This window comes from Streptomyces olivaceus (genome assembly GCF_000721235.1).
GTDB classification, from domain to species: Bacteria; Actinomycetota; Actinomycetes; order Streptomycetales; family Streptomycetaceae; genus Streptomyces; species Streptomyces olivaceus.
In genome coordinates this window covers 150353-173660 of sequence record NZ_JOFH01000001.1, presented here as the reverse complement: position 1 = coordinate 173660, position 23308 = coordinate 150353, and the positions used below count along the sequence as shown (strand labels likewise).

The 23308-nt window shown below is 73.4% G+C and carries 25 protein-coding genes and 1 pseudogene; 13 read left to right on the top strand and 13 right to left on the bottom strand.

All coding sequences use genetic code 11. From position 1 onward, the window contains the following. Window positions 1–61: 61 nt before the first annotated feature. Window positions 62–1615 (bottom strand): ABC transporter substrate-binding protein, encoded by a 1554-nt coding sequence (locus IG94_RS0100830; protein WP_052410535.1) that lies wholly within the window; start codon window positions 1613–1615, stop codon window positions 62–64. Window positions 1616–1807: 192 nt separating this feature from the next. Between IG94_RS0100830 and IG94_RS0100825 the strand changes: the two genes are divergently transcribed. The 6 genes from IG94_RS0100825 to IG94_RS0100800 all read left to right on the top strand — a co-directional run bounded on the left by IG94_RS0100825 (window position 1808) and on the right by IG94_RS0100800 (window position 8218). Beyond that, window positions 1808–2560 carry a FadR/GntR family transcriptional regulator gene (locus IG94_RS0100825; protein ID WP_043482718.1) on the top strand — a complete coding sequence of 251 codons (753 nt, stop codon included), beginning with the start codon at window positions 1808–1810 and terminating at the stop codon, window positions 2558–2560. 240 nt (window positions 2561–2800) lie between these two features. Next, window positions 2801–3853, top strand: coding sequence for an acetylxylan esterase (locus IG94_RS0100820; RefSeq protein WP_052410501.1), 1053 nt, complete (start codon window positions 2801–2803; stop codon window positions 3851–3853). A 26-nt stretch (window positions 3854–3879) separates the two neighbouring features. Next, a complete protein-coding gene (locus IG94_RS0100815) occupies window positions 3880–5349 on the top strand; it encodes an exo-alpha-sialidase (protein ID WP_031029346.1) in 1470 nt (489 codons plus the stop codon). 270 nt (window positions 5350–5619) lie between these two features. Continuing rightward, the gene (locus IG94_RS0100810; protein WP_031029345.1) at window positions 5620–6579 is read left to right on the top strand and encodes a dihydrodipicolinate synthase family protein; all 960 of its coding nucleotides are present in this window, start codon (window positions 5620–5622) and stop codon (window positions 6577–6579) included. Further along, window positions 6576–7523 carry an ROK family protein gene (locus tag IG94_RS0100805; RefSeq protein ID WP_031029343.1) on the top strand — a complete coding sequence of 316 codons (948 nt, stop codon included), beginning with the start codon at window positions 6576–6578 and terminating at the stop codon, window positions 7521–7523. The genes IG94_RS0100810 and IG94_RS0100805 overlap by 4 nt, the downstream gene beginning before the upstream one ends. Further along, window positions 7520–8218 carry an N-acetylmannosamine-6-phosphate 2-epimerase gene (locus IG94_RS0100800; protein WP_031029341.1) on the top strand — a complete coding sequence of 233 codons (699 nt, stop codon included), beginning with the start codon at window positions 7520–7522 and terminating at the stop codon, window positions 8216–8218. Before IG94_RS0100805 ends, IG94_RS0100800 begins: the two co-directional genes overlap by 4 nt. A 69-nt stretch (window positions 8219–8287) precedes the next feature. Here the strand turns inward: IG94_RS0100800 and IG94_RS0100795 are convergent, their stop codons facing one another. Continuing rightward, window positions 8288–9733 (bottom strand): glyceraldehyde-3-phosphate dehydrogenase, encoded by a 1446-nt coding sequence (locus IG94_RS0100795; RefSeq protein ID WP_031029339.1) that lies wholly within the window; start codon window positions 9731–9733, stop codon window positions 8288–8290. Between the two features lie 80 nt (window positions 9734–9813). Beyond that, window positions 9814–10110, bottom strand: coding sequence for a hypothetical protein (locus tag IG94_RS43255; protein WP_031029337.1), 297 nt, complete (start codon window positions 10108–10110; stop codon window positions 9814–9816). On the opposite strand from IG94_RS43255, the pseudogene IG94_RS40080 reads away from it, so the two are divergent. Beyond that, a pseudogene (locus tag IG94_RS40080) lies at window positions 9992–10255 on the top strand (SseB family protein); the annotation flags it as partial. The gene IG94_RS43255 and the pseudogene IG94_RS40080 overlap by 119 nt on opposite strands. Before the next feature lie 105 nt (window positions 10256–10360). Here IG94_RS40080 and IG94_RS0100785 read toward each other — a convergent pair. Beyond that, entirely contained in the window at window positions 10361–10768 is a 408-nt protein-coding gene (locus IG94_RS0100785; RefSeq protein ID WP_031029335.1) for a MarR family transcriptional regulator, read from the bottom strand. A gap of 282 nt (window positions 10769–11050) precedes the next feature. Between IG94_RS0100785 and crcB (IG94_RS0100780) the strand changes: the two genes are divergently transcribed. The 4 genes from crcB (IG94_RS0100780) to IG94_RS0100765 are packed head-to-tail and all read left to right on the top strand — an operon-like array spanning window position 11051 to window position 13103. Beyond that, on the top strand, window positions 11051–11515 hold the full coding sequence (gene crcB / locus IG94_RS0100780) for a fluoride efflux transporter CrcB (protein WP_031029333.1): 465 nt from the start codon (window positions 11051–11053) through the stop codon (window positions 11513–11515). Then, complete coding sequence (locus IG94_RS0100775) at window positions 11512–11856, top strand: DUF190 domain-containing protein (protein ID WP_031029331.1); 345 nt, start codon at window positions 11512–11514, stop codon at window positions 11854–11856. Before crcB (IG94_RS0100780) ends, IG94_RS0100775 begins: the two co-directional genes overlap by 4 nt. Beyond that, window positions 11853–12227 carry a fluoride efflux transporter CrcB gene (gene crcB, locus IG94_RS0100770; RefSeq protein WP_031029329.1) on the top strand — a complete coding sequence of 125 codons (375 nt, stop codon included), beginning with the start codon at window positions 11853–11855 and terminating at the stop codon, window positions 12225–12227. The genes IG94_RS0100775 and crcB (IG94_RS0100770) overlap by 4 nt, the downstream gene beginning before the upstream one ends. A 39-nt stretch (window positions 12228–12266) precedes the next feature. Further along, window positions 12267–13103 carry an undecaprenyl-diphosphate phosphatase gene (locus tag IG94_RS0100765; RefSeq protein ID WP_031029327.1) on the top strand — a complete coding sequence of 279 codons (837 nt, stop codon included), beginning with the start codon at window positions 12267–12269 and terminating at the stop codon, window positions 13101–13103. A 16-nt stretch (window positions 13104–13119) separates the two neighbouring features. Here the strand turns inward: IG94_RS0100765 and IG94_RS0100760 are convergent, their stop codons facing one another. The 4 genes from IG94_RS0100760 to IG94_RS0100745 form a co-directional block, all read right to left on the bottom strand. Next, window positions 13120–14193 carry a fatty acid desaturase family protein gene (locus IG94_RS0100760; RefSeq protein ID WP_031029324.1) on the bottom strand — a complete coding sequence of 358 codons (1074 nt, stop codon included), beginning with the start codon at window positions 14191–14193 and terminating at the stop codon, window positions 13120–13122. Window positions 14194–14309: 116 nt separating this feature from the next. Beyond that, window positions 14310–15485 (bottom strand): D-alanyl-D-alanine carboxypeptidase family protein, encoded by a 1176-nt coding sequence (locus tag IG94_RS0100755; protein WP_043482715.1) that lies wholly within the window; start codon window positions 15483–15485, stop codon window positions 14310–14312. Between the two features lie 138 nt (window positions 15486–15623). Further along, window positions 15624–16763, bottom strand: a complete 1140-nt coding sequence (gene rho / locus IG94_RS0100750) for a transcription termination factor Rho (RefSeq protein ID WP_031029318.1) — start codon at window positions 16761–16763, stop codon at window positions 15624–15626. 409 nt (window positions 16764–17172) lie between these two features. After that, the gene (locus tag IG94_RS0100745) at window positions 17173–17583 is read right to left on the bottom strand and encodes a nuclear transport factor 2 family protein (RefSeq protein ID WP_031029314.1); all 411 of its coding nucleotides are present in this window, start codon (window positions 17581–17583) and stop codon (window positions 17173–17175) included. 94 nt (window positions 17584–17677) lie between these two features. On the opposite strand from IG94_RS0100745, the gene IG94_RS0100740 reads away from it, so the two are divergent. Next, the gene (locus IG94_RS0100740; RefSeq protein WP_031029311.1) at window positions 17678–18268 is read left to right on the top strand and encodes a PadR family transcriptional regulator; all 591 of its coding nucleotides are present in this window, start codon (window positions 17678–17680) and stop codon (window positions 18266–18268) included. Window positions 18269–18272: 4 nt separating this feature from the next. After that, a complete protein-coding gene (locus IG94_RS0100735) occupies window positions 18273–19031 on the top strand; it encodes a class I SAM-dependent methyltransferase (RefSeq protein WP_052410500.1) in 759 nt (252 codons plus the stop codon). On the opposite strand, the gene IG94_RS0100730 is transcribed toward IG94_RS0100735, so the two are convergent. The 5 genes from IG94_RS0100730 to IG94_RS0100710 all read right to left on the bottom strand — a co-directional run bounded on the left by IG94_RS0100730 (window position 19009) and on the right by IG94_RS0100710 (window position 23175). Next, window positions 19009–19752 (bottom strand): GntR family transcriptional regulator, encoded by a 744-nt coding sequence (locus IG94_RS0100730; RefSeq protein ID WP_031029307.1) that lies wholly within the window; start codon window positions 19750–19752, stop codon window positions 19009–19011. The genes IG94_RS0100735 and IG94_RS0100730 overlap by 23 nt on opposite strands. Before the next feature lie 124 nt (window positions 19753–19876). Beyond that, on the bottom strand, window positions 19877–20845 hold the full coding sequence (locus tag IG94_RS0100725; protein WP_031029305.1) for an acetylxylan esterase: 969 nt from the start codon (window positions 20843–20845) through the stop codon (window positions 19877–19879). A 130-nt stretch (window positions 20846–20975) separates the two neighbouring features. Beyond that, window positions 20976–21560 carry an Rv1733c family protein gene (locus tag IG94_RS0100720; RefSeq protein WP_031029304.1) on the bottom strand — a complete coding sequence of 195 codons (585 nt, stop codon included), beginning with the start codon at window positions 21558–21560 and terminating at the stop codon, window positions 20976–20978. Window positions 21561–21800: 240 nt separating this feature from the next. After that, window positions 21801–22577, bottom strand: coding sequence for a ferredoxin reductase (locus tag IG94_RS0100715; RefSeq protein WP_031029302.1), 777 nt, complete (start codon window positions 22575–22577; stop codon window positions 21801–21803). After that, on the bottom strand, window positions 22570–23175 hold the full coding sequence (locus IG94_RS0100710) for a sulfite oxidase-like oxidoreductase (protein WP_031029300.1): 606 nt from the start codon (window positions 23173–23175) through the stop codon (window positions 22570–22572). The genes IG94_RS0100715 and IG94_RS0100710 overlap by 8 nt, the downstream gene beginning before the upstream one ends. Window positions 23176–23308: the final 133 nt, after the last annotated feature.

The following is a 23308-nucleotide window of genomic DNA, read 5'->3' as shown; positions in this document are numbered from 1 at the left end:
TAGTGATTGGGGCGGGCGCCGCCGTGTCCGGCGACGGGGACGCGGCGGCCCGGCGTACGGGTCAGGCCCGGCCGACGTCGAGGAAGGAGAGCCCGGTGGTGGGCAGCGGCTCGAAGCCGGTGAGCGTCCCCTCCCGCCAGGCCGTGGGCAGCTTGCGGTGCAGCACCGGGTACAGCGCGGCCTCGTCGGCGACCAGGTCGGTGACCCGGCCCCACAGCTCCTTGCGCCGGGCCTCGTCGCCCTCGGAGGCGGCCTTGTCGAGCAGCGACCTGGTCTGCTTGTAGGCCTTGCTGCCCTGCCAGCCGTAACGCTTCTCCGGCCAGAAGCCGTAGTAGAACCAGCGCAGCAGCAGGTCGGCGTCGTTGCCGAAGACGGACGGGTCGCCGGGCGCGGCCAGGGCGTCGAAGTCGCCCTGGTCGATCTTGGCGTACTGGGCGGGGGACTGCTGGATGTCGAGCGCCGCGTCCACACCGACGGCGGCCCAGCTCTCCTTCATCAGGGGCGCGATGTCCTTGACCCAGCCGTTGTCGGTGAGCAGCAGCGTGAAGGAGAGCTTGCCCACGCCTGCCTCGGCGAGCAGCTTCCTGGCCCTCGCGGGATCGTGCCCGTAGACGGTGGCGGCCCGGTGGTGGTCCGGGTGCGAGGCGGGGACGTACCCGGTGGCGGCCTCGGCGTTGCCCAGCAGCGCGGTGGAGATGATCTTCTCCGTGTCGAGCGCGTAGTGCAGGGCCTGCCGCACCCGCTTGTCCTTGAAGCGCGGGTCGGCGCAGTTGAACATCAGGAAGAGCAGCCCGAAGGACTGGACCGACTCCACCTCGTCCTTGCCGGTGAAGCCCGCGACGTCGATGTACGGCACGTCCTCGATGGCCTGCACCCGGCCCGACTTGAGCGCGCTGACCCGTGCGGAAGGGTCGGAGATCAGGCGCCAGACCAGTTTCCCCGCCTTGGCCGGGTGCGGCCCGTTGTACTTGTCGTACGCCTCCATGACGATCTTGTCCTCGCGGACGGCGGACACGAACCGGTACGGTCCCGAGCCGACCGGCCTGGAGTCGAAGGACTTGGCGTCGGCGCCGGCGATCTTCTCGGGCACGATGCGGACCACGGAGATGCGGGACGGGAAGAGCGCGAACGGGTACTTCAGCTTGAACTCGACCGTCGACCGGTCGACCGCGGTGACCTTGTCGACGAACGGGACGAACTGCGCCATCAGCGAGGCGTTCCCCTCGTCCAGGACGCGCTCGAAGCTGAACACCACGTCGTCCGCGGTGACCGGGGAGCCGTCGTGGAAGGTGGCGCCCTCCCGCAGGACGGCCCGGTAGGTCGTCGCGTTGATCTTCTGCGGCATCCCGGTGGCCAGCGCGGGCCGTGCCACGAGCGTCGCCGGATCGAGGTCGACCAGGCCCTCGAAGATGTGCATGTTGGCGGCGTACGGAGTCGCCCCCGAGGTGATCATCGGATCGAAGCCGGTGGAGAGCGGGTAGGAGATGCCGGCCTCGACGGTGTCGCCGCCCCCGCCCGCGCCGCCGGCACCGCCTCCGGTGGAGGCCGGGCCCCCGCAGGCCGTCAGACCCGTGGCCGTCGCGGTCACCACACCGATGGCGCCGGTGTATCTCATGAACGTGCGGCGATCGACGCCGGCTGCACTGCGCGCGGACAAAGGAGTCCTCCAGGCGGGAGACGAGAGAGGTCGAGCGGGATGGAGGCGAGTTGGCCGGCGCCTCACCGACGGTGCATCAGACGTCTGATGTCTGATGTCTGATGCTTGATAATGTGGGAACGTAGCCGGGCAAATGAAAGGGGTCAAGAGGTGGCGGTGGGGCAAAGGGCGGTTCGGCACTCGGTGCCGGAGCCCAAGACGGCACGACAACCATTGCGGCAGGAGGTCGTGGACGGCATCAAGTCCTACATCCTGCGCAACGAACTGCGCCCCGGGGACCCCCTGCCGACCGAGCCCGCCCTGTGCGAGGCGCTCGGCGCGAGCCGGTCGAGTGTGCGCGAGGCGATCAGGATCCTGACCGCGCTCGACATCGTCGAGGTGCGGCACGGCCACGGGACCTATGTCGGACGACTGAGCCTGTCCGCACTGGTGGAGAGCCTGACCTTCCGTGGTCTGCTCAGTCCCGACGACGACTTCCAGGTGATGAGCGACCTCATCGAGGTGCGCGAGCTGTTCGAGCGGGGCATGGCCGAACGCCTCGTCTCCTCCCTGGACGAGGAGCAGATCGACCGCCTGGCGGCCCACGTCGACGAAATGCGCCGGGCGGGCGCGGGGGAGGGGCACGGTTTCGTCGAGGCGGACCGGGCCTTCCACACCCTGCTCCTCGCCCCGCTCGGCAACGACCTCATCGGCCAGCTGTCCACGGCCTTCTGGGACGTCTACGTCATCGTCGCGCCGCACCTGGACGTGTTCACCAGCGAGCACGAGGCCGCCACCATCACCAACCACCAGCGGATCGTGGACGCCGTGCGCGACCGCGACCCGGCCGAGTTCGCCGCGGCCCTGGCCGAGCACTACGCGCCGGTGCGCCGGCGGATCGAGGAGGCCCGCGCGCGCCGCTGACCGCGGCCCGTCCGGCGGCAGAGGCGCCCCCGCCGGGGGCGCCTCTGCCGTTTCCGGCGCGCGGCCCGGCCCGCTCCCCTCCTCCGCCCCGGGCACTTGACGGCCGTCGTCCCGGTCTCTAAGGTCCTCGAACAGCAGACATCAGACGTCTGCTGTCACTGTCGCCGGACTCGGTTCCGCCGGGCCGACCCGTTCCCCCGCGCTGCGCCGCCCGCACGCCTCACCCACCGGGGCCCCTCCATGCCACTGACGGACCTCACCCTCGCCGAGTGCCTCGCACTGCGGCCCGACCTCCACGAGCCCGCCGACCTCGACGCCTTCTGGGACCGCACCCTGCGCGAGGCCCGCGCAGGCGGTGGCACGCCCCGCTTCGCCCCGGTGGACACCGGTCTGACCGAGGTGGCGACGTACGACGTCACGGTGCCGGGCTTCGCCGGTGAGCCCGTCCGGGGCTGGCTGCACCTGCCCGTCCGGGCGAGCGGACCACTCGCCTGCGTCGTGGAGTTCCTCGGCTACGGCCGCGGCCGCGGCCTGGCGCACGAACAGGTGCTCTGGGCGACCGCGGGCCACGCCCACCTCGTCATGGACACCCGCGGTCAGGGCTGGTCCACCGCCGGCGGCGACACCCCCGACACCGCCGCCCTGAACGGCACCGTCCCCGGCTTCCTCACCCGCGGCGTCGAGAGCCCCCACGACCACTACTACCGCCGGGTGTTCACCGACGCCGTGCGTTTCACCGAGGCCGCCCGCGCCCACCCGGCCGTCGACGCGGACCGGGTCGTCGTCACCGGCGTCAGCCAGGGCGGCGGCATCGCCCTCGCGGTCGCCGGGCTCCTGCCGGGCCTGGCCGGAGCGATGCCCGACGTCCCCTTCCTCTGCGACATCCGGCGCGGGGCGACGATCGCGGCCCGGCCGCCCTACACCGAGGTCGCCGAGTACCTGCGCCTGCACCGCGACCGCACCGAGACCGTCTTCACCACCCTGTCCTACGTCGACGCCGCCCTGCTGGCCGCGCGTGCCACGGCACCCTCGCTCTTCTCCGTCGCGATGATGGACGAGGTCTGCCCGCCCTCGACGGGCTTCGCGGCCTACCACCGCTACGGCGGCCCCAAGGACCTGCGCGTCTACGAGTTCAACGGCCACGAGGGCGGCGGCGGCCACCACCGCCGCGAACAACTCGCCTGGCTCGGCGAGCTGTTCGCCACCCCGGACCGCGCCACCCCGGACCGCGCCACCCCGGACCGCGCCACCCCCACCGCTGTCCCAGCCCCGCACGTTCCGCGACTCGCCTGATCCCTCACTCGAGAAGAGGCCCGTTCATGCAGCGAAGAGCCCCCCTCGCCGTCGGCACGGCGGCCCTGGCCGTCCTGGCCGCCGGCGTCCCCGCCGCCCACGGTGCTCCCGCCACCGCCACCGGCACCCTCACCTCGCAGGACCTCGCGACCGCGGGCACCGGCTCCCCCCACTACCGCATCCCCGCCCTGACCCGGACCACCGAGGGCACGCTCCTCGCCGCCTACGACGCCCGCCCCACCCTCGCCGACCTGCCGGGCAACATCGGCGTCGTCCTCAGGCGCAGCACCGACGGCGGCGCCACATGGCAGGCGCAGCAGGTCGTACGCAAGGACGCCGCTCCCCAGGGCTACGGCGACCCCAGCCTCCTCGTCGACCGCGAGACCGGCCGCGTCTTCCTCTTCTACTCGGCCACCGTGAACCAGGGCTTCTTCGGCTCGGCGACCGGCAACGACGAGAACGACCCGGACGTCCAGCAGACCGACTACAGCTACTCCGACGACGACGGCGCGACCTGGAAGCACGAGCGGATCACCGCCGAGATCAAGGACCCGGTCTGGGCCGGCATGTTCGCCGCGTCCGGCGAGGGCATCCAGCTGCGCCACGGCACCCACAAGGGGCGCCTGATCCAGCAGTACGCCGTCCGCCGCGACGGCGCCAACTACGCGGTCAGCGTCTACAGCGACGACCACGGCGCCACCTGGAGGGCGGGCACCCCGGTCGGTCCCGGCGGCGACGAGAACAAGACGGTGGAGCTGTCCGACGGCCGCGTCATGCTCAACAACCGCTCCGCGCCGTACCGCACGGTCGCGTACTCCACCGACGGCGGCATCACCTACACCCCCTTCCAGCAGGACACCGAGCTGCCGGACCCCGGCAACAACGGCTCCGTCACCCGCTTCGCGCCGGACGTCGCCGCCACCCACCCGCGGGCCTCCTGGCTGATGTTCAGCAACACGGCGACGACCGGCGGCCGCACGCACCTGGCCGTCCGCCTCTCCTGCGACAACGGGGAGACCTGGCCGATGCGCAGGACCGTCGAGTCCGGCGCGGCCGCCTACTCGACGCTGACCCCGCTCGGCGACGGCACTGGCGCCAACCCGGGCACGGGGCTGCTGTGGGAGCGGGGCGGCGTCGACCACATCACCTACTCCTCCTTCGACCTGCGGTGGCTCGGCGGAGTCTGCGCGCCGGTCACCGTCACCCCGCCCGCCTCCCTGCCCGCGGGGCGGACCACAGCCGTCACCGTCCGCGTCGTCAGCCAGAACGACGTGCCGCTCCCCGCCGGCAAGGTCTCGCTCGACCTGCCGGACGGCTGGAGCGCCCCGGAGACCGCCGTACCCGCGCTCGACCCCGGCCAGGGCGCGAACATGAAGATCCCCGTCACGGTCCCCGCGAACGCCACCGCGGGCAGCGTGCGGGCCACCGCCGCCTACGAGGTCCGCGACAGCCGGCACTCCTACGGCGACACGGCGTTCACCGTCACCCGGCCCTGAGGGGCGGTCCGGATCCTGCCGGTCGCGGGGTCCGGCACGCACCTCTGCGGCGCGGTCGTCGGTTGCCGGGGCTTCGCCCGGTCGCCCTCCTCCGCCGCGCAGTCGCACGCACCGGATCCCGCCCAAGCCGACTGACCGGCGCCGTCGCCCGGAGCCGGCCCGGTCCGGACGACCCGCCGAGCCGGCCACGACCCGCCGAGCCGGCCACATGCCGCCCGGCGGCCCGCTTCCGCCCGTTCCACCACTCGCACAGCCCAGGAGAACAACACCATGTCCCCGTCCCAGCCCCTGCGCGGCGTCGTGCCGCCCGTCTGCACTCCGCTGGACGAGACGGGCGAGGTCGACACCGCCTCGCTCGCCCGTCTCGTCGAACACCTCGTCGGCGGGGGAGTGCACGGGCTGTTCGCCCTGGGCTCCAGCAGCGAGGTCGCCTTCCTCACCGACCGGCAGCGGGCCCTCGTCCTGGACACCGTCGTCGAGGCGGTGGCGGGCCGCGTGCCCGTCCTCGCCGGGGTCATCGACATGACCACCCCCCGGGTGCTCGTCCACGCCGAGGCCGCCCGCAAAGCGGGCGCCGACGCCCTGGTGGCCACGGCCGGCTTCTACGCCCGCACCCACCCGCGCGAGACCGCCGCACACTTCCGTGCGATCCGTTCCGCCGTGGACCTCCCCCTGTATGCCTACGACCTCCCCGTCTCCGTGCACAGCAAGCTCCCCGCCGCCCTCGTGCGCGAACTCGCCGAGGACGGCACGCTGGCCGGCCTCAAGGACAGCAGCGGCGACGAGGGCGGCCTGCGCCGGCTCCTCGTCGAACTCGGCGGGCGCCACGGCCGCGCCGACGGCCCCGCCCCCTCCTTCAGCATCCTCACCGGTTCCGAACTGACCGTGGACGCCGCCCTGCTGGCCGGCGCCGACGGCGTCGTACCCGGACTCGGCAACGTCGACCCCGCCGGGTACGTCCGCCTCTACGACGCCGTGCGCGGCGGCGACCCGGACGGCGCCGGCAAGGAACAGGAGCGGCTCGTCGAACTGTTCGGCCTCGTCGACGCCGGCCCCGAGAGCGAGATGGGCCGCAACTCGTCGGCCATCGGCGCCTTCAAGCACGCCCTGCGGCTGCTCGGCGTCTTCTCCCACGGCACCACCGCCGCCCCGCAGATCCAGCTGGGCGAGGCCTCGGTCGCCCACGTCGAACGACACCTGCGCGGCGCCGGGCTGCTGCCGGTCCGATGACCGGACGGCACCCGGACGCGCCGGTGATCGGCCTCGACCTGGGCGGTACGAAGATCGCCGCCGCCCTGGTCGGGGCCGGCGGCGCCGTGCTGGCCCGGTACACCCGGCCCACCCCTGCGACACGGGGGGCCGGGGCGGTGCTGGACGCGCTGGCCGAGGCCGTCCGCGCAGTGCGGGCACCCGGCACCGCCGCGGTCGGCGTCGCCGCGGCCGGCGTGATCGACCCGGTCTCCGGCACGGTCACCAGCGCCACCGACACCATCCGCGGCTGGGCCGGCACCCGGCTCGCCGCCGGTCTCGCCACGCGCACCGGGACCCCCGTGGCCTGCGACAACGACGTCCGTGCCGCCGCCGCCACCGAACTCGCCCGCCTCGGCGACGACGGAACGCTGATCTACGCCGCCGTCGGCACCGGAGTCGGCGGCGCCGTCGCCGCGGGCGGGCGCATGCTGCACGGCGCCGCCGGAATCGCCGGGCACCTCGGGCATCTGCCCAGCCCCGAGGCGGACGGGCTCCCCTGCACCTGCGGAGCCACCGGCCACCTGGAGGCGATCGCGGCGGGACCCGCCATCACCGCGCACTACGCCCGGCTCGGCGGCGACGGGGCGGACCGCCTGCAGACCGTCGCCGAACGCGCAGCCCGCGGCGACCGGCACGCCACCGCCGCCATCACGCTCGGCGCCCGCGCGACCGGTCGGGCCCTGGGCGGCCTCGCCAACGCGCTCGGCCCGCACCGCGTCGTCGTCACCGGCGGCGTCCTCGGCATCGGCGCCCCGTACCGGGACGCGCTGGACGAGGCCTTCGCCGCGGAACTCATGCCTCCACTGCGGTCGCTGCGCCTCGCCGCACCGCACGGCGGTGCCGACGCCGCGGTCCTCGGAGCGGCCGCGCTGACCCGCACCCTGCCACTGCACCGTCCCCACCCCACCGGAGCACCGTCATGACCCCGCCCCAGCCCTCACCTCCGACCGCCTCCCCGGCAGAAGCCCTCAGGGGCCGCCTGATCGTGTCCTGCCAGGCACCGCCCGGTGACCCGATGCGTGACACCGGCACCCTGGTCCGCATGGCCCTCGCGGCGCGGTCCGGCGGCGCGGCGGCCGTGCGCGTCAACGACCCCGAGGTCGTCGCGGCCACCGTCGCGGCCGTCGACTGCCCGGTGATCGGCCTGTGGAAGGACGGCGACACCGGCGTCTTCATCACCCCGACCGTGCGCCACGCGCTCGCGCTGGTGGAGGCGGGCGCCGCGGTCGTCGCCGCCGACGCCACCGCGCGCCCGCGCCCCGACGGCAGCACCTTCGCCGACCTCGTCGCGGCCGTCCACCGGGCGGGCGCCCGGGTCATGGCCGACGTGTCGACCCTCGGCGAGGGCCGCGCCGCCGCCGACCAGGGAGCCGACCTCGTCGGCACCACCCTGTCCGGCTATGTGCCCGGCTCCCCGGTGCAGACCGGCCCGGACCTGGCACTCGTGACCGACCTGGCCGGCGCGCTGGACGTTCCGGTGATCGCCGAGGGCCGCGTCGCGACGCCCGAGCAGGCCGCGCGGGCCCTCGCGGCCGGCGCGCACAGCGTCGTCGTCGGCACCGCCATCACGGCGCCGACCGCGCTGACCCGGCTGTTCGTCGCGGGCCTCACGTCCTGACACGGCGGACGCGCCAGGGGCGGCGGGAGACACCCCGCCGCCCCTCACCGCCGACCGCCGCGCCCCGGATCAGGCCTCCGGCGCCGGGTATGTCGGGTACTCCACCCCGGAGACGTGCTGGACGACGCGGACGACCTGGCAGGAGTAGCCGAACTCGTTGTCGTACCAGAGGTAGAGGATCGCGTTGTCGTCCTCGACCTTCAGCGCGCCGGCGTCCACGATCGAGGCGTGGCGCGATCCGATGAAGTCGCTGGAGACGGCGTCCGGGGCGCTGATGAAGTCGATCTGGCGCTTGAGCGGCGAGGTCAGCGACACCTCGCGCAAGTGGTCGAGCACGTCCTCGCGGGTCGTCTCGCGCGCGAGCTGGAGGTTGAGGATCGCGATCGACACGTCCGGCACCGGCACCCGCACCGAGCTGCCGGTGATCCGCGCCCTCAGGTCGGGCAGCGCCTTCGAGACGGCGGAGGCGGCGCCCGTCTCCGTGATGACCATGTTCAGCGGCGCGCTGCGGCCCCGCCGCTCGGACTTGTGGTAATTGTCCAGCAGGTTCTGGTCGTTGGTGAACGAGTGGACCGTCTCCACGTGGCCGCGCAGGACGCCGTACTCGTCGGCCATCGCCTTCAGCGGCGGCACGATCGCGTTGGTGGTGCAGGACGCGCAGGACAGGATCCGCTCGTCCGGCTTGATGGTGTCGTGGTTGACGCCGTGCACGATGTTCGGGACGTCGCCCTTGCCGGGCGCGGTCAGCACCACCTTGTCGATGCCCGGCCGCAGGTGCGTCGACAGCCCCTCGCGGTCGCGCCACTTGCCGGTGTTGTCGATCAGGATGGCGTCCTTGATGCCGTACGCCGTGTAGTCGACCTGTGTCGGGTCGTCGGCGTAGATCACCCTGACGGCGTTGCCGTTGGCGAGGATCGTGCTGTTCTCCTCGTCGACGGTGATCGTGCCCTGGAACTGGCCGTGCACGGAGTCGCGGCGCAGCAGCGAGGCGCGCTTCACGAGGTCCCGCTCCCCGCCTCCGCGGACGACGACGGCGCGCAGCCGCAGCCCGTTGCCCGAGCCGGCCTTCTCGATGAGCAGGCGGGCCACGAGCCGCCCGATGCGGCCGAAGCCGTAGAGGACGACGTCGCGGGGCTCGCGGCGGTCGATCTTGTTGGCGCCCGTGGCACCCGCCACGGCCTCGGCGGTGAACTCCGCCACCGTCAGCCCCCGGTCGTCGGCCCGGTGGGTCGCGGCGAGCATGCCGATGTCGATCTGGGAGGGCCCGAGGTCGAGGGCGGTCAGGGCCCGCAGGAAGGGCATCGTCTCGGTGACCGACAGCTCGGCGCCGGCGATCTGGCGGGCGAAGCGGTGGGTCTTGAGGATGCTGACCACCGACTTGTTCACCAGGGAACGGCTGTGCAGCAGGATCGTGACGTCCTGCTCCCGGTGCAGCTTCCCGATCATCGGGATCATCGATTCCGCGATCTCCTCGCGGTTCTTCCAGTTGGTGAACGAGTCGTCGTTGACAGTCACGTCTCTTATCTTTCGAGCTAGGAGGCGCTCATATGCTAACCCCACCGCCCGATGGAGCGATCAAGTGGGCCCCGGGCCGATCATCTGAGTGCGTCCGCGCCGGAGTCGAACATGATTGCGCCGTGGTCGATCGGGTACGCGAGGCTGGACCGCCCCCGCGCCGCTCGTCCGCGCGGGCCCACCACCGCCGCTACCAGGGAATACGCCATGGACACACCCGCGAACGACCACCACCCCGCCACGCCCGCCGGGCGCGCGTTGGACACGCTGGCCGAGAACACGGAGGACACGGCGGCGCTCGACACGCTCGCGAGCAGCGACGTCCTCGTCCCGGTGCCCGACGACGCGAACGACCAGGACTCCGCCGACCCCGGCATGCTGGCCCTTCCGGTACTGGAACAGCAGGGCGGCCGGCAGGTGGTGCCCGTGTTCACCTCGGAAGTGGAGATGGCCGACCTGCTGCCCTACGTCTCCCGCTACCGGATGGTGCCGCTGGGCGCGCTCGCGTCGCAGTGGCCGGCCCAGTACGCCGGTCGACGCCCGGCACGCCGAGAGCACGCACCTGACGCCGCCAGGCCCGCCCTTCGGGCGGACGACGGGAATGTGACGACAGACCCTAGGGCTGTCCTAGGACAGCGCGCCCTCGTCGTCGCCGAGCATGCGGGCCAGCGCGGCCCGCTGCAGCGGCAGCACCTGCGAGTGCAGGTCGCGGCCCCTGCGGGTCAGCGCGACGTACACACCGCGCCGGTCCTCCGCGCACATCGAGCGCTCCACCAGGCCGTCCTTCTCCAGCCGGGCGATGAGCCGGGAGAGGGCGCTCTGGCTGAGGTGGACTCGGCCGACCAGGTTCTGCACCCGGCACTGGGCGCCGTCCTCGGGCCCCTCGGTCACCAGGAGGTCCAGCACCTCGAAGTCACTCGCGCCCAGACCGTGCGGATGCAGCACACGGTCGATCTCGCACATCGTGCGCGCGTGCACCGAGAGGATGCCCCGCCACCGTTCGTCGAGCCGTGCCCCGGCCGTCCTGGCTGCCATACCCGAACGGTAGCACCGGGACCCTTCTTCCTTGAGCGTGCAACTAGTGCACGCTCAAGGCCCCGTACGGCCGGACAGGAGTCCCGGCGGTCCCGCGCCGGCCGGGTCCGGAGATGACCGGCGCGCGCCCCGGCGTTACGCTTGCCCACAGCCGTGCTCCTGACGGGCGCACGGCGCGGCGGTGGGGCCCGCCGTACCCGAACCGCGGCACGACCGCCGCCAACGGTCCCTACTTGCGCAGCGGAGGCATCTCCCTGCCCGGCGAGTAGGAGACGTACGCCCATGACAGTTCCGCGCACCGAGCACCTCGGCGGTGTCCGGCCGTCCGCCCCCGCACGGCCCCCGTGGCGTTCCCAGGCACCCGTCGTCGCCGTCGTGGCGCTCGGGGGCGGTGCCGGCGCCGCCGCCCGCTACGCGGCCTCCCTGGGGTGGCCCACGCCGACCGGCGGCTTTCCGTGGACGACCCTGTGCGTCAACGCCGCCGGCTGCGCCGTGATCGGCGTGTTCATGGTCGTCATCACCGAGGCGCGCCCCGTCCACCGCCTGGTCCGTCCCTTCTTCGGCACCGGCGTACTCGGCGGCTTCACCACCTTCTCGACCTACGCGGTCGACACTCGGTACCTGTTCGCCGACGGCCGGGCCCGCACGGGCCTGGCGTACCTCGCCGCGACCCCGCTCGCGGCACTCACGGCGGTGTGCCTCGCCGCATGGGCGGCCCGCCGCGTCCTGAAGCGGAGGCAGCGATGACGAGGCTGACCGGCAGAGCCCTGCGGCTGACCGTGCTCGTCGGCGAGAACGACACCTGGCACCACCGGCCCCTGTACTCCGAGATCGTCCACCGCGCCCACGCCGCCGGACTCGCGGGCGCCAGCGTCTTCCGCGGCGTGGAGGGCTTCGGCGCCTCGTCCCTGATCCACACCACCCGGCTGCTGTCCCTGAGCGAGGACCTGCCGGTGGCCGTCGTCGTCGTGGACACCGAGGAGCGCGTACGGGCCTTTCTGCCGCTCCTCGACGAACTCGTCACCGACGGCCTGGTCGTCCTCGACGACTGCGAGGTCGTCCGGTACGAGGGTGGGAGGCCGTCGTGAACTGGCTGCTGGTCGTCGCGGGCGGCATGATCGGCGCCCCGCTGCGCTATCTCACCGACCGCGCGGTGCAGTCGCGGCACGACTCGGTCTTCCCCTGGGGCACCTTCACGGTGAACGTGGCCGGCAGCCTGGTCCTCGGCGTGCTGACCGGTGCCGCCCTGGCCGGAGCGGCCGGCTCCGAGCTGCGGCTGCTCCTGGGGACCGGATTGTGCGGCGCCCTCACCACGTACTCGACCTTCTCCTACGAGACCCTCCGGCTGACCGAGACGGGCGCCCGGCTCCAGGCCGCCGCGAACGTGGCGGGCAGCGTGGCGGCCGGCCTCGCGGCGGCGTTCGCGGGGGTGACACTCGCCGACGCGCTCTGGACATGAGGCGGGGCAGTCACCCGCGTGTAGTAGGAACTGGATGCCATGAGCGCCATCAGCATCGGTCAGGCCGTCGTCCTCGGAGCCGTCGAGGGGGTGACCGAATTCCTCCCCGTCTCCTCCACCGGACACCTCAAGATCGTCGAGGGGCTGATGGGCATCCCGGTCGACGACGACGCCGTCATCGGTTTCTCGGCGGTGATCCAGGTCGGCGCGATCGCCGCCGTGCTCGTCTACTTCTCCAAGGACATCGCACGGATCCTTGCCGCCTGGGCGCGCGGCCTGCGCGACCCGCAGGAGCGGTACCACCACGACTACCGGTTCGCCTGGTGGGTCGTCTTCGCCACCGTGCCGATCGTGCTCGTCGGCCTGGCGGCCAAGCCCCTCATCAAGGGTCCCCTCGCCTCGCTGTGGGTGGTGGCCGGGTCGCTGATCGTGGGCAGCGGCGTGATGTGGTGGGCGGACCGGACCGGCCGGCACAAGCGCGGTGAGGACGACACGTCCCTCAAGGACGCGATGCTGGTCGGCGGCTCCCAGATCCTCGCCCTGCTCTTCCCGGGCTTCTCCCGCTCCGGCGCCACCATGTCCACGGCCCTGCTGCTCGACCTCGACCGGGTCGCCGCCACCCGGCTCTCCTTCTTCCTCGGCATTCCGGCCCTCACCGGTGCCGGCCTCTACGAACTGAAGGACGCCCTCGGTACCGGAGCGGGTGCCGCGCCGCTCGCGGCCGGCACCCTCGTCTCCTTCGTGGTGGCCTACGCCTCCATCGCCTGGCTGCTGAGGTTCGTCGCCAAGCACTCCTTCAACGCCTTCGTCGTCTACCGGATCGCGGTCGGCGTCCTGCTCTTCGGACTGCTCGGCACGGGCGCGCTGCACAGCTGACCGCCCGGCCGACCGCTCAGCCGGCGTTGCGCAGCGGCTCCCCGACGCTCCTCATGTGCCGCAGTGCCTCGCGGTGCGAGGCGAGCAGCCCCGTCTGGTGGTACGGGACGCCCAGTTCGGCGCAGTAGGCCTCGGTGATGACCTGCGCCCTGCCGAGGGCGGGTGTCGGCATGCTGGGGAAAAGGTGGTGCTCTATCTGGTAGTTGAGGCCGCCCATGAAGGCGTCGATGAGGAAACCGCCGCGCACGTTGCGCGAGGTGAGGACCTGCCGGCGCAGGAAGTCCAGCGGCGTGCCCTCCTCGATCATCGGCATGCCCTTGTGGTTGGGGGCGAAGACCGAGCCCAGGTAGATCCCGAACAGTGCCTGGTGCACGACGATGAAGGCGAGCGCCCTGCCGGGGGAGAGCACCGTGAACAGGCCGCCGAAGTACAGCACGAAGTGCGCGACGAGCAGCGTCCCCTCCACGACCGGCCGCTTCATCGACGGGCTGCGCAGCGCCTTGAAGCTGTTGAAGCTGAGATTGAGCCCCTCCAGCGTCAACAGCGGGAAGAACAGGGCGGCTTGATGCTTGCCGATGAAGCGCGGCAGGCCCTTCGCCCTGCTCGCCTGCCCCCGCGACCACACCAGGATGTCGGGGGAGACGTCCGGGTCCTTCTCCTCGTGGTTCGGGTTGGCGTGGTGGCGGGTGTGCTTGTTCATCCACCAGCCGTAGCTCATGCCCAGCAACAGGTTCGCCACCAGCAGGCCCCCGGCCTCGCTGGGCCGCCGGCCCGAGAAGACCTGCCGGTGGGCGAGGTCGTGGGCGGCGAGTCCCAGCTGGCCGAAGACCACCGCCAGTGCCACCGCGACGAACAGCTGGCTCCAGCTGTCGCCGAGCACCAGGAAGGCGGCGACACCGCCCGCGAGCGCGAGGGCGACGGTGCCGAAGCGCACCGTGTAGTAGAGCGGGCGCCGCCGCAGCAGCCCCGCGTCGGCTATGCGCCGGGAGAGTTCGGAGAAGTCACTGCCCTTTCGGCGTCCCTCTCGCTGTGCGCATGGTTCCGCTGCGCGGGCGGGCGAGCTCTCGGGGAGCACCGTGGAATTGGCCATGCGCCACAGTATGTTGCCGGGCACGCGGCAACCTAAATGGCGTCCGCCCCCGAAGCGGGGGTGTGGCCAGCACCACCCCCGGCCTGTGGTTCTCCCCTCGGCCGGTTCCGGGTGGCTCAGCGTCCGTCGTCGCGCACGAGCCGCAGCCGCAGGCCCAGTGCCGTGACGCCCGCGCCGAGTGCGGCGACGCCGAGGATCGTCCCGGTCCCGGGCCAGCCGGACTGGTCCCCGGACGGCCTCGCCACCGCCGCCGCGGGAGCGGCCTGCGGTCCCTGCCGCGGCGGCGCCCCTCCGGCGGGGAGCGAGCCCACGGGGTCGACCCGGCCGGCCGCCTCGAAGCCCCAGTCGAGCAGCGAGCGGGCCTCCTCGTAGACGGCGTGGCCGCCGCCCTCCTGCGGGTTCATCACGGTGACCACCAGGCTGCGCCCGTCGCGGCGGGCGGCCGCGATCAGCGTGTTGCCGGCGTTGCTGGTGTAACCGTTCTTGACGCCGATCAGCCCCGGGTACGGCTCCACGCCGTCCGCCCCGGTGAGCAGCCGGTTCGTGTTCATGATCCCGTACGCGTCCCCGTTCCGGCCGGGGAACATCGCGTCCACCCGGGAGCAGTACCGCGCGAAGTCGGGACGGCGCAGCCCGGCCATGCCGAAGACGGCGAGGTCGTACGCCGACGACACCTGACCCGGCGCGTCGTACCCGTCGGGTGAGCGCACATGGGTGTCGCGGGCGCCGAGGGCACGGGCCTCGGCCTGCATGCGCGAGGCGGTGGCGCTCCAGCCGCCGGCGAGGGAGGCGAGGACGTGCACGGCGTCGTTGCCGGAGTTGAGGAAGACGCCGTTCCACAGGTCGGAGACGCGATACGTCTGGCCCTCGACGACACCGACCAGGCTGCTGCCGGGACCGATGCCGGCCAGGTCGTCCGCGCTCACCTCGTGCCGGATCCCGCCGGGCAGCACCGGCAGCACGGTGAGGGCGAACAGTGTCTTGAGGGTGCTGGCCGGAGGCAGTTCGCGGTGCGCGTCGTGGGCCGCCAGCACCTCGCCCGTGCCGGCGTCGGCGACCACCCACGACAGCGCGGAGACGCCGGGCACCCCGGGTACACCGTGACGGAGCCGGACCTGTGTCCCGGAGCGGTACAGCGGCGACGACTGCTCCACCGCCCGCTGTCCGCCGGGCGGGCCCGGGTCCGGGCGCCCCGCGCGGGCGGCCGCGGCGGCGGGCATGAGCGTCAGCAGCCCGGCCACGCAGAGGACGCAGGTCGATCGAACCGCCCGGGATGAGAATCCGATAGTCATACCGCAAACGTAGGAACGGACCCCCGAGCCACCGCGCTCCCCGGGCCGAGTCGCGTCCCCAAGCACCCGGATGCCGTAGCGCACGGAGACCGCCGAGCCGGCGACGGCCGTCTTCCCGGTCCGCGCCCGCGCCCGGCGTCAGCCGGTGAGAAGGGTCGGCAGCACCTGCCGCAGGAACGTCGCGTTGTCCGGCGTCCGCCGCATCCGCTCCAGCAGCGTCTCCATGCCGGAGTAGTGCCCGTCCCGGTTCTGCAGCGCCCGCCGCAGCCCGTGCGCGGCGGCCGTCTCGGCGGCGGGCAGCAGCAGTTCCTCGCGGCGGGTCCCCGAACCCACCAGGTCCACGGCGGGGAAGACCCGGCGGGTGGCGAGGTCCCGGCTGAGCCGCAGCTCCATGTTGCCGGTGCTCTTGAGCTCCTCGAAGTAGAAGTCGTCGGCGCGCGAACCGGTCTCCACCAGGGCGGTGGCCAGGATGGTGAGCGAACCGCCCTCCTCCGCCTGGCGGGCGGCGCCGAAGAACCGCTTCGGACCCAGCAGCGCCCCGGCGTCGACGCCGCCGCTGAGGGTGCGGCCGCCGGAGGACGCGGCGTTGTTGTGTGCCCTGCACAGCCGGGTGAGGGAGTCGAGCAGGACGACGACGTCCTCTCCCGCCTCGACGAGCCGCTTGGCCCGCTCGATCACGAGTTCGGCGAGCGCGATGTGCTGCTTGGCGCTCCGGTCGAAGGTCGAGGCGTACACCTCGCCCTCCACGGAACGCCGCATCTCGGTGACCTCCTCGGGGCGCTCGTCGAGCAGCACCACCATCAGCCGGGCCTCGGGATGGTTGCCCGCCACGGCGGCGGCGATCTGCCGCAGGAGGACCGTCTTGCCGGTCTTCGGCGGGGCCACGATCAGGCCGCGCTGGCCCTTGCCGACCGGGGTGAGGAGATCGGCGACCCGCCCGGTCAGGCCGGCCGCCGGATGTTCGAGCCGCAGCCGCTCGTGCGGGTGCAGCGGAGTCAGGTCGCGGAAGTGCCGCCGGCCCCGCGGGTCCGGCGTGCGGCCGCCCACCCGGACGACGTCGGTCAGACCGCGCCGTTCACCGCGCACCGCCTCGACCAGGTCGCCCTTGCGCAGCCCGTGGCGGCGGATCAGCGCGGGGGACAGGACGGGGTCGGAGGGCTCGGGATGGAGGCTCTTGCCGCGCAGATGTCCCTTCCCGCCCGCGTCGATGTCGAGGACACCGCTCGCGATCTCGGCCGGGGACTGCTGCACAGGGGGGTGTTCGAGTGTGGTGGTCATGGTGGACGGTCCTTTCGAGGACACGGGCACGGAACATGCGGAAGGAAGGGGGTGAGGCCGAGCGAGGGGTCGTACGCGACGACACGCTCGTGCCCGGCGGCAACAGCACCTCGCCGGGAGCGGGGGAGACCCCGCTCACGAGGTTGCGCTGAGAAGCGGATACCGGTCGCACCGGGACCGGTGGGTCCGCGAACCGAAGGGAACTGGCACCGGCGCCCCAACAGGGCGTACACAAGTGCTGCCCGTACCGTACCACGGGACGTGGAGCGAGTGCGGCGGGGCGGGACGGGCCGACCGTCGCCCGGTCCACCCCGCACAACGCCGCCGGTGTGCCTTCTGTTCCGGTGCGCGCCGCCCGCCCTCCCTCCCTCTGTCTTTCTCCGTCTGTCTTCCGTCCGGACCGGCCGAGTCAGCCGGCCGAGGGCGTCCGGTCCTCCCGCGGCTCCTCGGTGACCCGGTCGAACTGCGCGGCCATGGCCGCCTGGAGCGCCTGCGCCCCCGACAACGGACGCACCATGACCGTCAGTTCGTCGATGCGCCCGTCCTCGTCGAGATGGAGGAAGTCGCAGCCGCCGAGCTCGCGGTCGCCCACCCGGGCCGTGAAGACCAGCGCGTGGTCACGGCCGTCCGGGTCGCCGATGGCGCGTTCGTAGCGGAAGTCCTCGAAGACCCGCTCGACCGCGCGCAGAATCGCCGCGGTGACCGCCCTGCCCCGGTACGGCTTGAACACGACGGGGCTGGTGAAGACCACGTCCTCGGCCAGCAGCGCCTCGACGGCGTCCATGTCATGGGCCTCGACCGCCGCACGGAATGCCCGCATCGCATCTTCCTTCCACTGAGCCGCAGAGCTTCTGGCTACTGAACTATTTGAATAAGTGTGGAGTAGAGTACTGGCGGCTTGTTAGCGTGTCGACATGTCTCTCAAGTACGCCGTCCTGGCCGCTCTGCTGGAGGGCGAGGCCTCCGGCTACGAGCTGTCCAAGGTGTTCGACGTGTCGCTCGCCAACTTCTGGCCCGCCACGCCGCAGCAGCTCTACCGGGAGCTGGAGCGCCTCGCCGGCGACGGCCTGATCGAGGCCCGGACGGTGCCGCAGGAACGCAGGCCCACCAAGCGGATGTTCTCGCTCACCGCGGCCGGCCGGGAACAGCTGGCCGCCTTCGCCGCCGAGCCGACCCGGCGCCCCACCGCCGTCCGCGACGAGTTCCTGATCAAGATGCAGGCCATGGACGGCGTCGACCCGCGAGCCGTCCGCGCACTGGTCGAGGAGCGCCGGGCCTGGGCCCTGGGTAAGCTGGCCCGCTACGAACGGGTCCGCGAACGCCTCCTGGACGGCCGCACCGAGGAGGAGTACCTGCGCGACGCCGACCGGGTTGGGCCCTACCTCACCCTGCTCGCCGGGATCACCTTCGAGCGGGACAACGCCCGTTGGTGCGAGCGCGTGCTGACCGTGCTGGGCGAACGGCGCGCTGCCGCCGGGCCTGCGGGACCTGCTGCCCTAGGCTGACCCGATGTTCAGCCCCGAAGGCCCCACCCTGCGCGAACTCGCCGCCCAGGCACTGTCGTCGGTCGAGCGCGGGTACGACCTGCTCGCCCCCAAGTTCGACCGCACCCCGTACCGCACGCCGGACCGGGTGCTCGACTCCGTGGCCGCCGCGCTGGCGCCACTGGGGCCGTTCGACGCCGGACTCGACCTGTGCTGCGGCACCGGCGCCGGCGTGGACGTACTGACCCGGATGTGCCGCCGGACGGTGACCGGGGTCGACTTCAGTGCGGGCATGCTGGACGTCGCCCGTGAGCGCGCCCCGTCGCCGGGCCCCGAGGTCTCCTGGGTGCGCGCGGACGCCCGTGCGCTGCCGTTCGGCGCGGAGTTCGACCTCGTGGTGAGCTTCGGGGCGTTCGGGCACTTCCTGCCCCGCGAACTGCCGGGCCTGTTCACCCAGGTGCGCTCCGTCCTGCGGCCGGGCGGCAGCTTCGCCTTCCCCGTGGCCGCGCCGCCGCGCCCCGGCTCCCGCGGCTACTGGGCGCTGCTCGGCTTCGACGCCGCGATGCGCGTGCGCAACGCCCTGTGGCGGCCGCCCTTCGTCATGTACTACCGGACGTTCCGGCTCGGGGACGTGGGCCGCGAGCTGTCGCGCGCCGGGTTCCGGGCGGACCTGCACGCCCTGCCGGAGTTCGGGTACAGGCCCGACGGCAGCCCGCGGGTCCGGATGGTCGTGGCCCGGGCGGCCGGGGGCGGCGCGGGGGTCAGCCGGCCGCCGGCAGCGTGAACTCGTAGACCAGGGCGTCCTGTCGGGTGTCCACGAGGAGGTCGGTGATCTCCAGCGGCCGTGCGTACTGGTCGTGCACCCGCCGCACGACCCGGACCGACGCCGTGTCCGTGGGGCGGGTGATGGTGTCCCGGTGGTGCAGTGCCAGGCCGGCCCTGCGCATCCAGTCGTAGGTGCGCCGCAACTGCGCCGCGGCGGAGCCGTCGGCCCGGTCGCGGTAGCGGGCCAGCTCCTCGACCTCGGCCAGTGCCACGGCCGAGAAGGAGGTCACCGCCGACCGGCGCCCGCCGGTGCCGGCGGACGGCGACCGGTACCGGTGGACCAGGGTCGGCCGGCCCGGTGCCAGGCCCAGCGCGACGGCGTGCTCGGCCGGGGGTGCCTCCCACGCCACGGTGGCACGGGCACCGGTGCGGGGCTCGTCCGCGAGGGTGCCGACCGGGAAGGCGAGGGGCGCCGGGCTCCCGGCGGGCGATCCGGGCAGGGCGACATGACTGCCCCGCCGGTCGGTGCTGAGCATGCCGTCCCGGCGCAGCACGTCCAGTGCCTGCCGCACGGTCTCCCGGCTCACGCCGAAGTGCTCGGCCAGCCGGCGCTCGCCCGGCAGCCGTTCCCCCGGCGGGACGCTCCCGTCGTGCAGCTCGCCGAGCAACTGGTCGGCGACCTGCCGGTACAGGGGCCGGGGGTCGGCGAGAGGGTGGTCGTGCGGGGTGGTGCGGGCCATGCCGCGCCCTCCAGTCGGTGACGTACGGTAGCCGCTCGGGCTCGGTGGGCCACCAGGAGTACCACTGGTCTAAACCAGCAGGGAAGGCCGGTCCGCCGGTTAGGCCGAAACACCACCCACCGGGTCAGGCGCGGGTGCGCAGCCAGCGCAGCTTGGCCGCCTCCTGGAACGGGCCCCCGCCCTCGTGGTCGTTGAAGTCGTACACCTCGATCGCCTTGTCCTCGTGCGCCCAGGCGTTGAAGGCGGCGAACACGGTCGACGGCGGGCAGGTCTGGTCCTCCAGGGCGGCCGAGAACAGGGCGGGCGCCCGGCCCCGCGCGGCGAAGTGCACCCCGTCGAAGTAGGACAGCGTCCGCAGCGCGTCCCCGGTCCGGCCGCGGTGCGTCTTGAGGTACAGGCCCACCTCGCGGTAGGGGTGCCGGTCCGTGAGCGTGGTGGCGCGCGGGAAGTCGCACAGGAACGGCACGTCCGGCGCGACGGCGACCAGGTCCGGCACCAGGCCGCCGACCGCGAGCGTGATGCCGCCGCCCTGGCTCGCGCCCAGCGCGACCGTGCGGTCCGGGTCGGCCAGCGGGTGCGAACGGGCCGCCTCGACGGCACGCACGGCGTCGGTGAAGACACGGCGGTAGTAGTAGTTCTCCGGGGCGTCCAGACCGCGGGTCATGAAGCCCGGGTACGCGGGCGCGCCGCCCACGGGGTCCGCGGTCCCGCCACCGCCGCCCCAGCCGCTGCCCTGGCCGCGGGTGTCCATCACGAAGTGCGCCCGGCCCGTGGACGCCCACAGCAGGTGCTCGTGCGGCAGCCCCCGTCCGCCGCCGTATCCGAGGAACTGCACGACCAGCGGCAACGGCTCCGCCGCGGCGGCGGGCAGGGTCAGCCAGCCCTTCACCGGGTGGCCGCCGAACCCGGCGAACGTCACGTCGTACACCCGCACCGTGGACAGTCCCGTGTCGACCGGCTCGAAGCGCACGTCCAGATCGTGTGCGCGGGCCTGCGCGAGTGTCCCGCTCCAGAACGCGTCGAAGTCGTCGGGCTCCTCGGACGTGCTCCGGTACGCGCGCAGTTCGTCGAGCGGTAGGTCGAACAGGGCCATCAAGAACCGCCTTCGCCAGGGGACACGCCGGACCGTACGGGTGATCACACCGTACGTGAGCGGCCGGAGGCCTGGCCAGATCCCGCCTGCGCCGCCCACGCTGCCCCGGCGCCGCCGGTGCGCGGCGGCCTCAGGCCCGGCGGTGCGTCCACCGCGGCTCGGTGCGCGCCCAGTCGCGGTCCCACTCCGCCATCCGGCGCCGGTGGGCCACGCCGCGCACGGCCCGGTGCGCGAGGAGCACCGCGAGCCCCGTACCGATGGCGGTGAAGGAGCCGACGGTGGCGCTGTGCTGCCACACCTCGGCTCCGCTGGGAGGCGCCGGCACGCTCCGGCCGTGCGAGTCCAGCCACACGTCGACCCGGTCGCCGTGCCGGGTCTCGGACGGAACCCGCGCGGTGGTGGTCTTCTCCGCGCCGTCCGGCGCGGTCCAGCGGACGGTCGCGCGGTACGTGTGCTGCCCGCCGAGTTGCGTCGACGGCAGGGTGCCGGAGGCCGCGCCGACCACGGCGGCCCGGACGTGCTGCCGGTCCGCCCGCTGCTGGGCGACGATCCGCTGGGCCTGGTCGTATCCCCACCAGGCGGTGACGGTGCCGAGCAGTGGCGCGCCCACGCACAGCAGGAGGGCGACGAGGAGGACGGTCCATCCCTCGACGACGTCGCACCGGCGCCGCAGCGGATTGTGCCGCCAGCGCCAGCCGCGTACCCGGGTTCGCATGGTCGACCTCCCCGTGATCACCGCGACCGGAGGGTCCGACGGACGGCCGTACGCGTGCACAGGGCCGTCGCGCCATTGGGTCGCGTCACGTCTGCGAGTGCCCGCACAGGTCTGGTACCCACTCCGGCAGGTGTCGCCCACCACCCGGGCAGGGCGGATCGCGAGCGGGGGGAGAGAAGGGGAGCCGGTGCATACCGGCGGGCGGGCGTGGCCGGAAGGCCGGTGGGGCCCGGGTGCGCGTCAGCCGAAGCGTTCGATCCTGATCCGCTCCACCGGCTGCCCCGCGGCCACCAGCAGCCGTGAGGCGTGCTCCGCGAAGGAGTTCGAGCCGCACACGTAGGCCTCCCAGCCGCCCGCGGGCGGGTCGGCCAGGAATGGCCTCAGGTGCTCGGCACCCAGCCGGCCCGCCCGTGTCCCGGCCGGCGCCCTCCGGGTGAACACGGGTGTCGTCTCCGCGCCGAGCTCACGGGCGTAGATCAGCTCCTCGGGGCCGCGCGCGGACACCAGCATCCGCAGGGGCACGGTCAGTCCCCGCGCCCGGTGGTGCCGCACCATCGACATCAGCGGGACCACGCCGGACCCCGCGCCGAGGAGCAGGGCGGGCCGGTCGCCCGGCCAGGCGAAGAAGCCGCTCAGCGGACCGCGGACCTCGATCCGGTCGCCCGGCCGCGCCACCTCGTGGAACCAGCCGGACACCTCGCCGTCCCGCACGTGGTCGAGGGTCAGCTCGATGTGCCCGGAGCCGTCCGGCGCGGACGCCAGCGAATAGTGCCGCTGGGCCGTGTACCCGTCCGGGGCGGTCAGCCGCAGCATCAGGTGCTGGCCGGGCACATGACCGGCCCAGCCGGGCACGGCGAGGCGAAAGGTGGACGCGCGGGGCGTCTCGCGCCGGATCTCCGCGAGCGTGGCCGTCTGCCAGGTCCCGGCGACCAGGCCGTCGACCTCGATGCGCCCGGGCACCGCGAAGCGCGTCGGGGGAGCGAAGGCACCGGTCGGGTGCGTGGCCGTCTCAGTCACCGGAGTACCGCTGCTCCTCCCAGGGGTTGCCGCGCGCGTGGTAGCCGTTCTGCTCCCAGAAGCCCGGCTCGTCGTGGTCGAGGAGTTCCAGGCCCGCCACCCACTTGACGCTCTTCCAGAAGTACAGGTGGGGCACCACCAACCGCGCGGGACCGCCGTGCTCGGGGGAGAGCGGCTGCCCCTCGTAGTCCCACGCGATCCAGGCCCGCCCGCCCGTGAGGTCGGCGAGCGGCAGGTTGGCCGCGTAGCCGGTGTGCGAGTACGCGACGGCGTGCGTGGCGGACGGCAGCGGGCGCGCCGCGTCCAGGAAGGCGTCCAGGGACACGCCCCCGAACCGCACACCGAACTTCGACCAGCCGGTCACGCAGTGGATGTCGCCCGTGTACGCCGAGGCGGGCAGCGTCCGGGCCCCGGCCAGGTCCCAGGTGCGGGGCTCGGCCACCAGCCCGCCCACGCGGAAGGTCCAGTCGGCGGCCGCGACTTCCGGCGTGACCTCGGCGGACAGCACGGGCCAGTCGTCGCCCGCGTCGTACTGACCGGGCGGCAGCCCCGGCCGGGCGGCGCGTGTGCGCCCGGTGAAGCCTCGGGTGGTGTTCATGCGGTGGTGCCTTTCGGACCGGCGGGGCGTTCCGCCCCGGCCGGCGTGATCAGTGCGTACGCCTCAACCGTACGTCCTCGGCGGGGCCCCTCGGACCAGCCCTCGACCCACCCTTCGGTCCATTGCTCGGCCC

Excerpts from the sequence above, each read along its gene's own strand:
- IG94_RS0100830 (WP_052410535.1), bottom strand. The coding sequence starts at position 1,615 with ATGAGATACACCGGCGCCATCGGTGTGGTGACCGCGACGGCCACGGGT.
- IG94_RS0100820 (WP_052410501.1), top strand. The coding sequence starts at position 2,801 with ATGCCACTGACGGACCTCACCCTCGCCGAGTGCCTCGCACTGCGGCCC.
- IG94_RS0100815 (WP_031029346.1), top strand. The coding sequence starts at position 3,880 with ATGCAGCGAAGAGCCCCCCTCGCCGTCGGCACGGCGGCCCTGGCCGTC.
- IG94_RS0100810 (WP_031029345.1), top strand. The coding sequence starts at position 5,620 with ATGTCCCCGTCCCAGCCCCTGCGCGGCGTCGTGCCGCCCGTCTGCACT.
- IG94_RS0100805 (WP_031029343.1), top strand. The coding sequence starts at position 6,576 with ATGACCGGACGGCACCCGGACGCGCCGGTGATCGGCCTCGACCTGGGC.
- IG94_RS0100800 (WP_031029341.1), top strand. The coding sequence starts at position 7,520 with ATGACCCCGCCCCAGCCCTCACCTCCGACCGCCTCCCCGGCAGAAGCC.
- IG94_RS43255 (WP_031029337.1), bottom strand. The coding sequence starts at position 10,110 with ATGCCGGGGTCGGCGGAGTCCTGGTCGTTCGCGTCGTCGGGCACCGGG.
- IG94_RS0100785 (WP_031029335.1), bottom strand. The coding sequence starts at position 10,768 with ATGGCAGCCAGGACGGCCGGGGCACGGCTCGACGAACGGTGGCGGGGC.
- crcB (WP_031029333.1), top strand. The coding sequence starts at position 11,051 with ATGACAGTTCCGCGCACCGAGCACCTCGGCGGTGTCCGGCCGTCCGCC.
- IG94_RS0100775 (WP_031029331.1), top strand. The coding sequence starts at position 11,512 with ATGACGAGGCTGACCGGCAGAGCCCTGCGGCTGACCGTGCTCGTCGGC.
- IG94_RS0100765 (WP_031029327.1), top strand. The coding sequence starts at position 12,267 with ATGAGCGCCATCAGCATCGGTCAGGCCGTCGTCCTCGGAGCCGTCGAG.
- IG94_RS0100760 (WP_031029324.1), bottom strand. The coding sequence starts at position 14,193 with ATGGCCAATTCCACGGTGCTCCCCGAGAGCTCGCCCGCCCGCGCAGCG.
- IG94_RS0100755 (WP_043482715.1), bottom strand. The coding sequence starts at position 15,485 with ATGACTATCGGATTCTCATCCCGGGCGGTTCGATCGACCTGCGTCCTC.
- rho (WP_031029318.1), bottom strand. The coding sequence starts at position 16,763 with ATGACCACCACACTCGAACACCCCCCTGTGCAGCAGTCCCCGGCCGAG.
- IG94_RS0100745 (WP_031029314.1), bottom strand. The coding sequence starts at position 17,583 with ATGCGGGCATTCCGTGCGGCGGTCGAGGCCCATGACATGGACGCCGTC.
- IG94_RS0100740 (WP_031029311.1), top strand. The coding sequence starts at position 17,678 with ATGTCTCTCAAGTACGCCGTCCTGGCCGCTCTGCTGGAGGGCGAGGCC.
- IG94_RS0100735 (WP_052410500.1), top strand. The coding sequence starts at position 18,273 with ATGTTCAGCCCCGAAGGCCCCACCCTGCGCGAACTCGCCGCCCAGGCA.
- IG94_RS0100730 (WP_031029307.1), bottom strand. The coding sequence starts at position 19,752 with ATGGCCCGCACCACCCCGCACGACCACCCTCTCGCCGACCCCCGGCCC.
- IG94_RS0100725 (WP_031029305.1), bottom strand. The coding sequence starts at position 20,845 with ATGGCCCTGTTCGACCTACCGCTCGACGAACTGCGCGCGTACCGGAGC.
- IG94_RS0100720 (WP_031029304.1), bottom strand. The coding sequence starts at position 21,560 with ATGCGAACCCGGGTACGCGGCTGGCGCTGGCGGCACAATCCGCTGCGG.
- IG94_RS0100710 (WP_031029300.1), bottom strand. The coding sequence starts at position 23,175 with ATGAACACCACCCGAGGCTTCACCGGGCGCACACGCGCCGCCCGGCCG.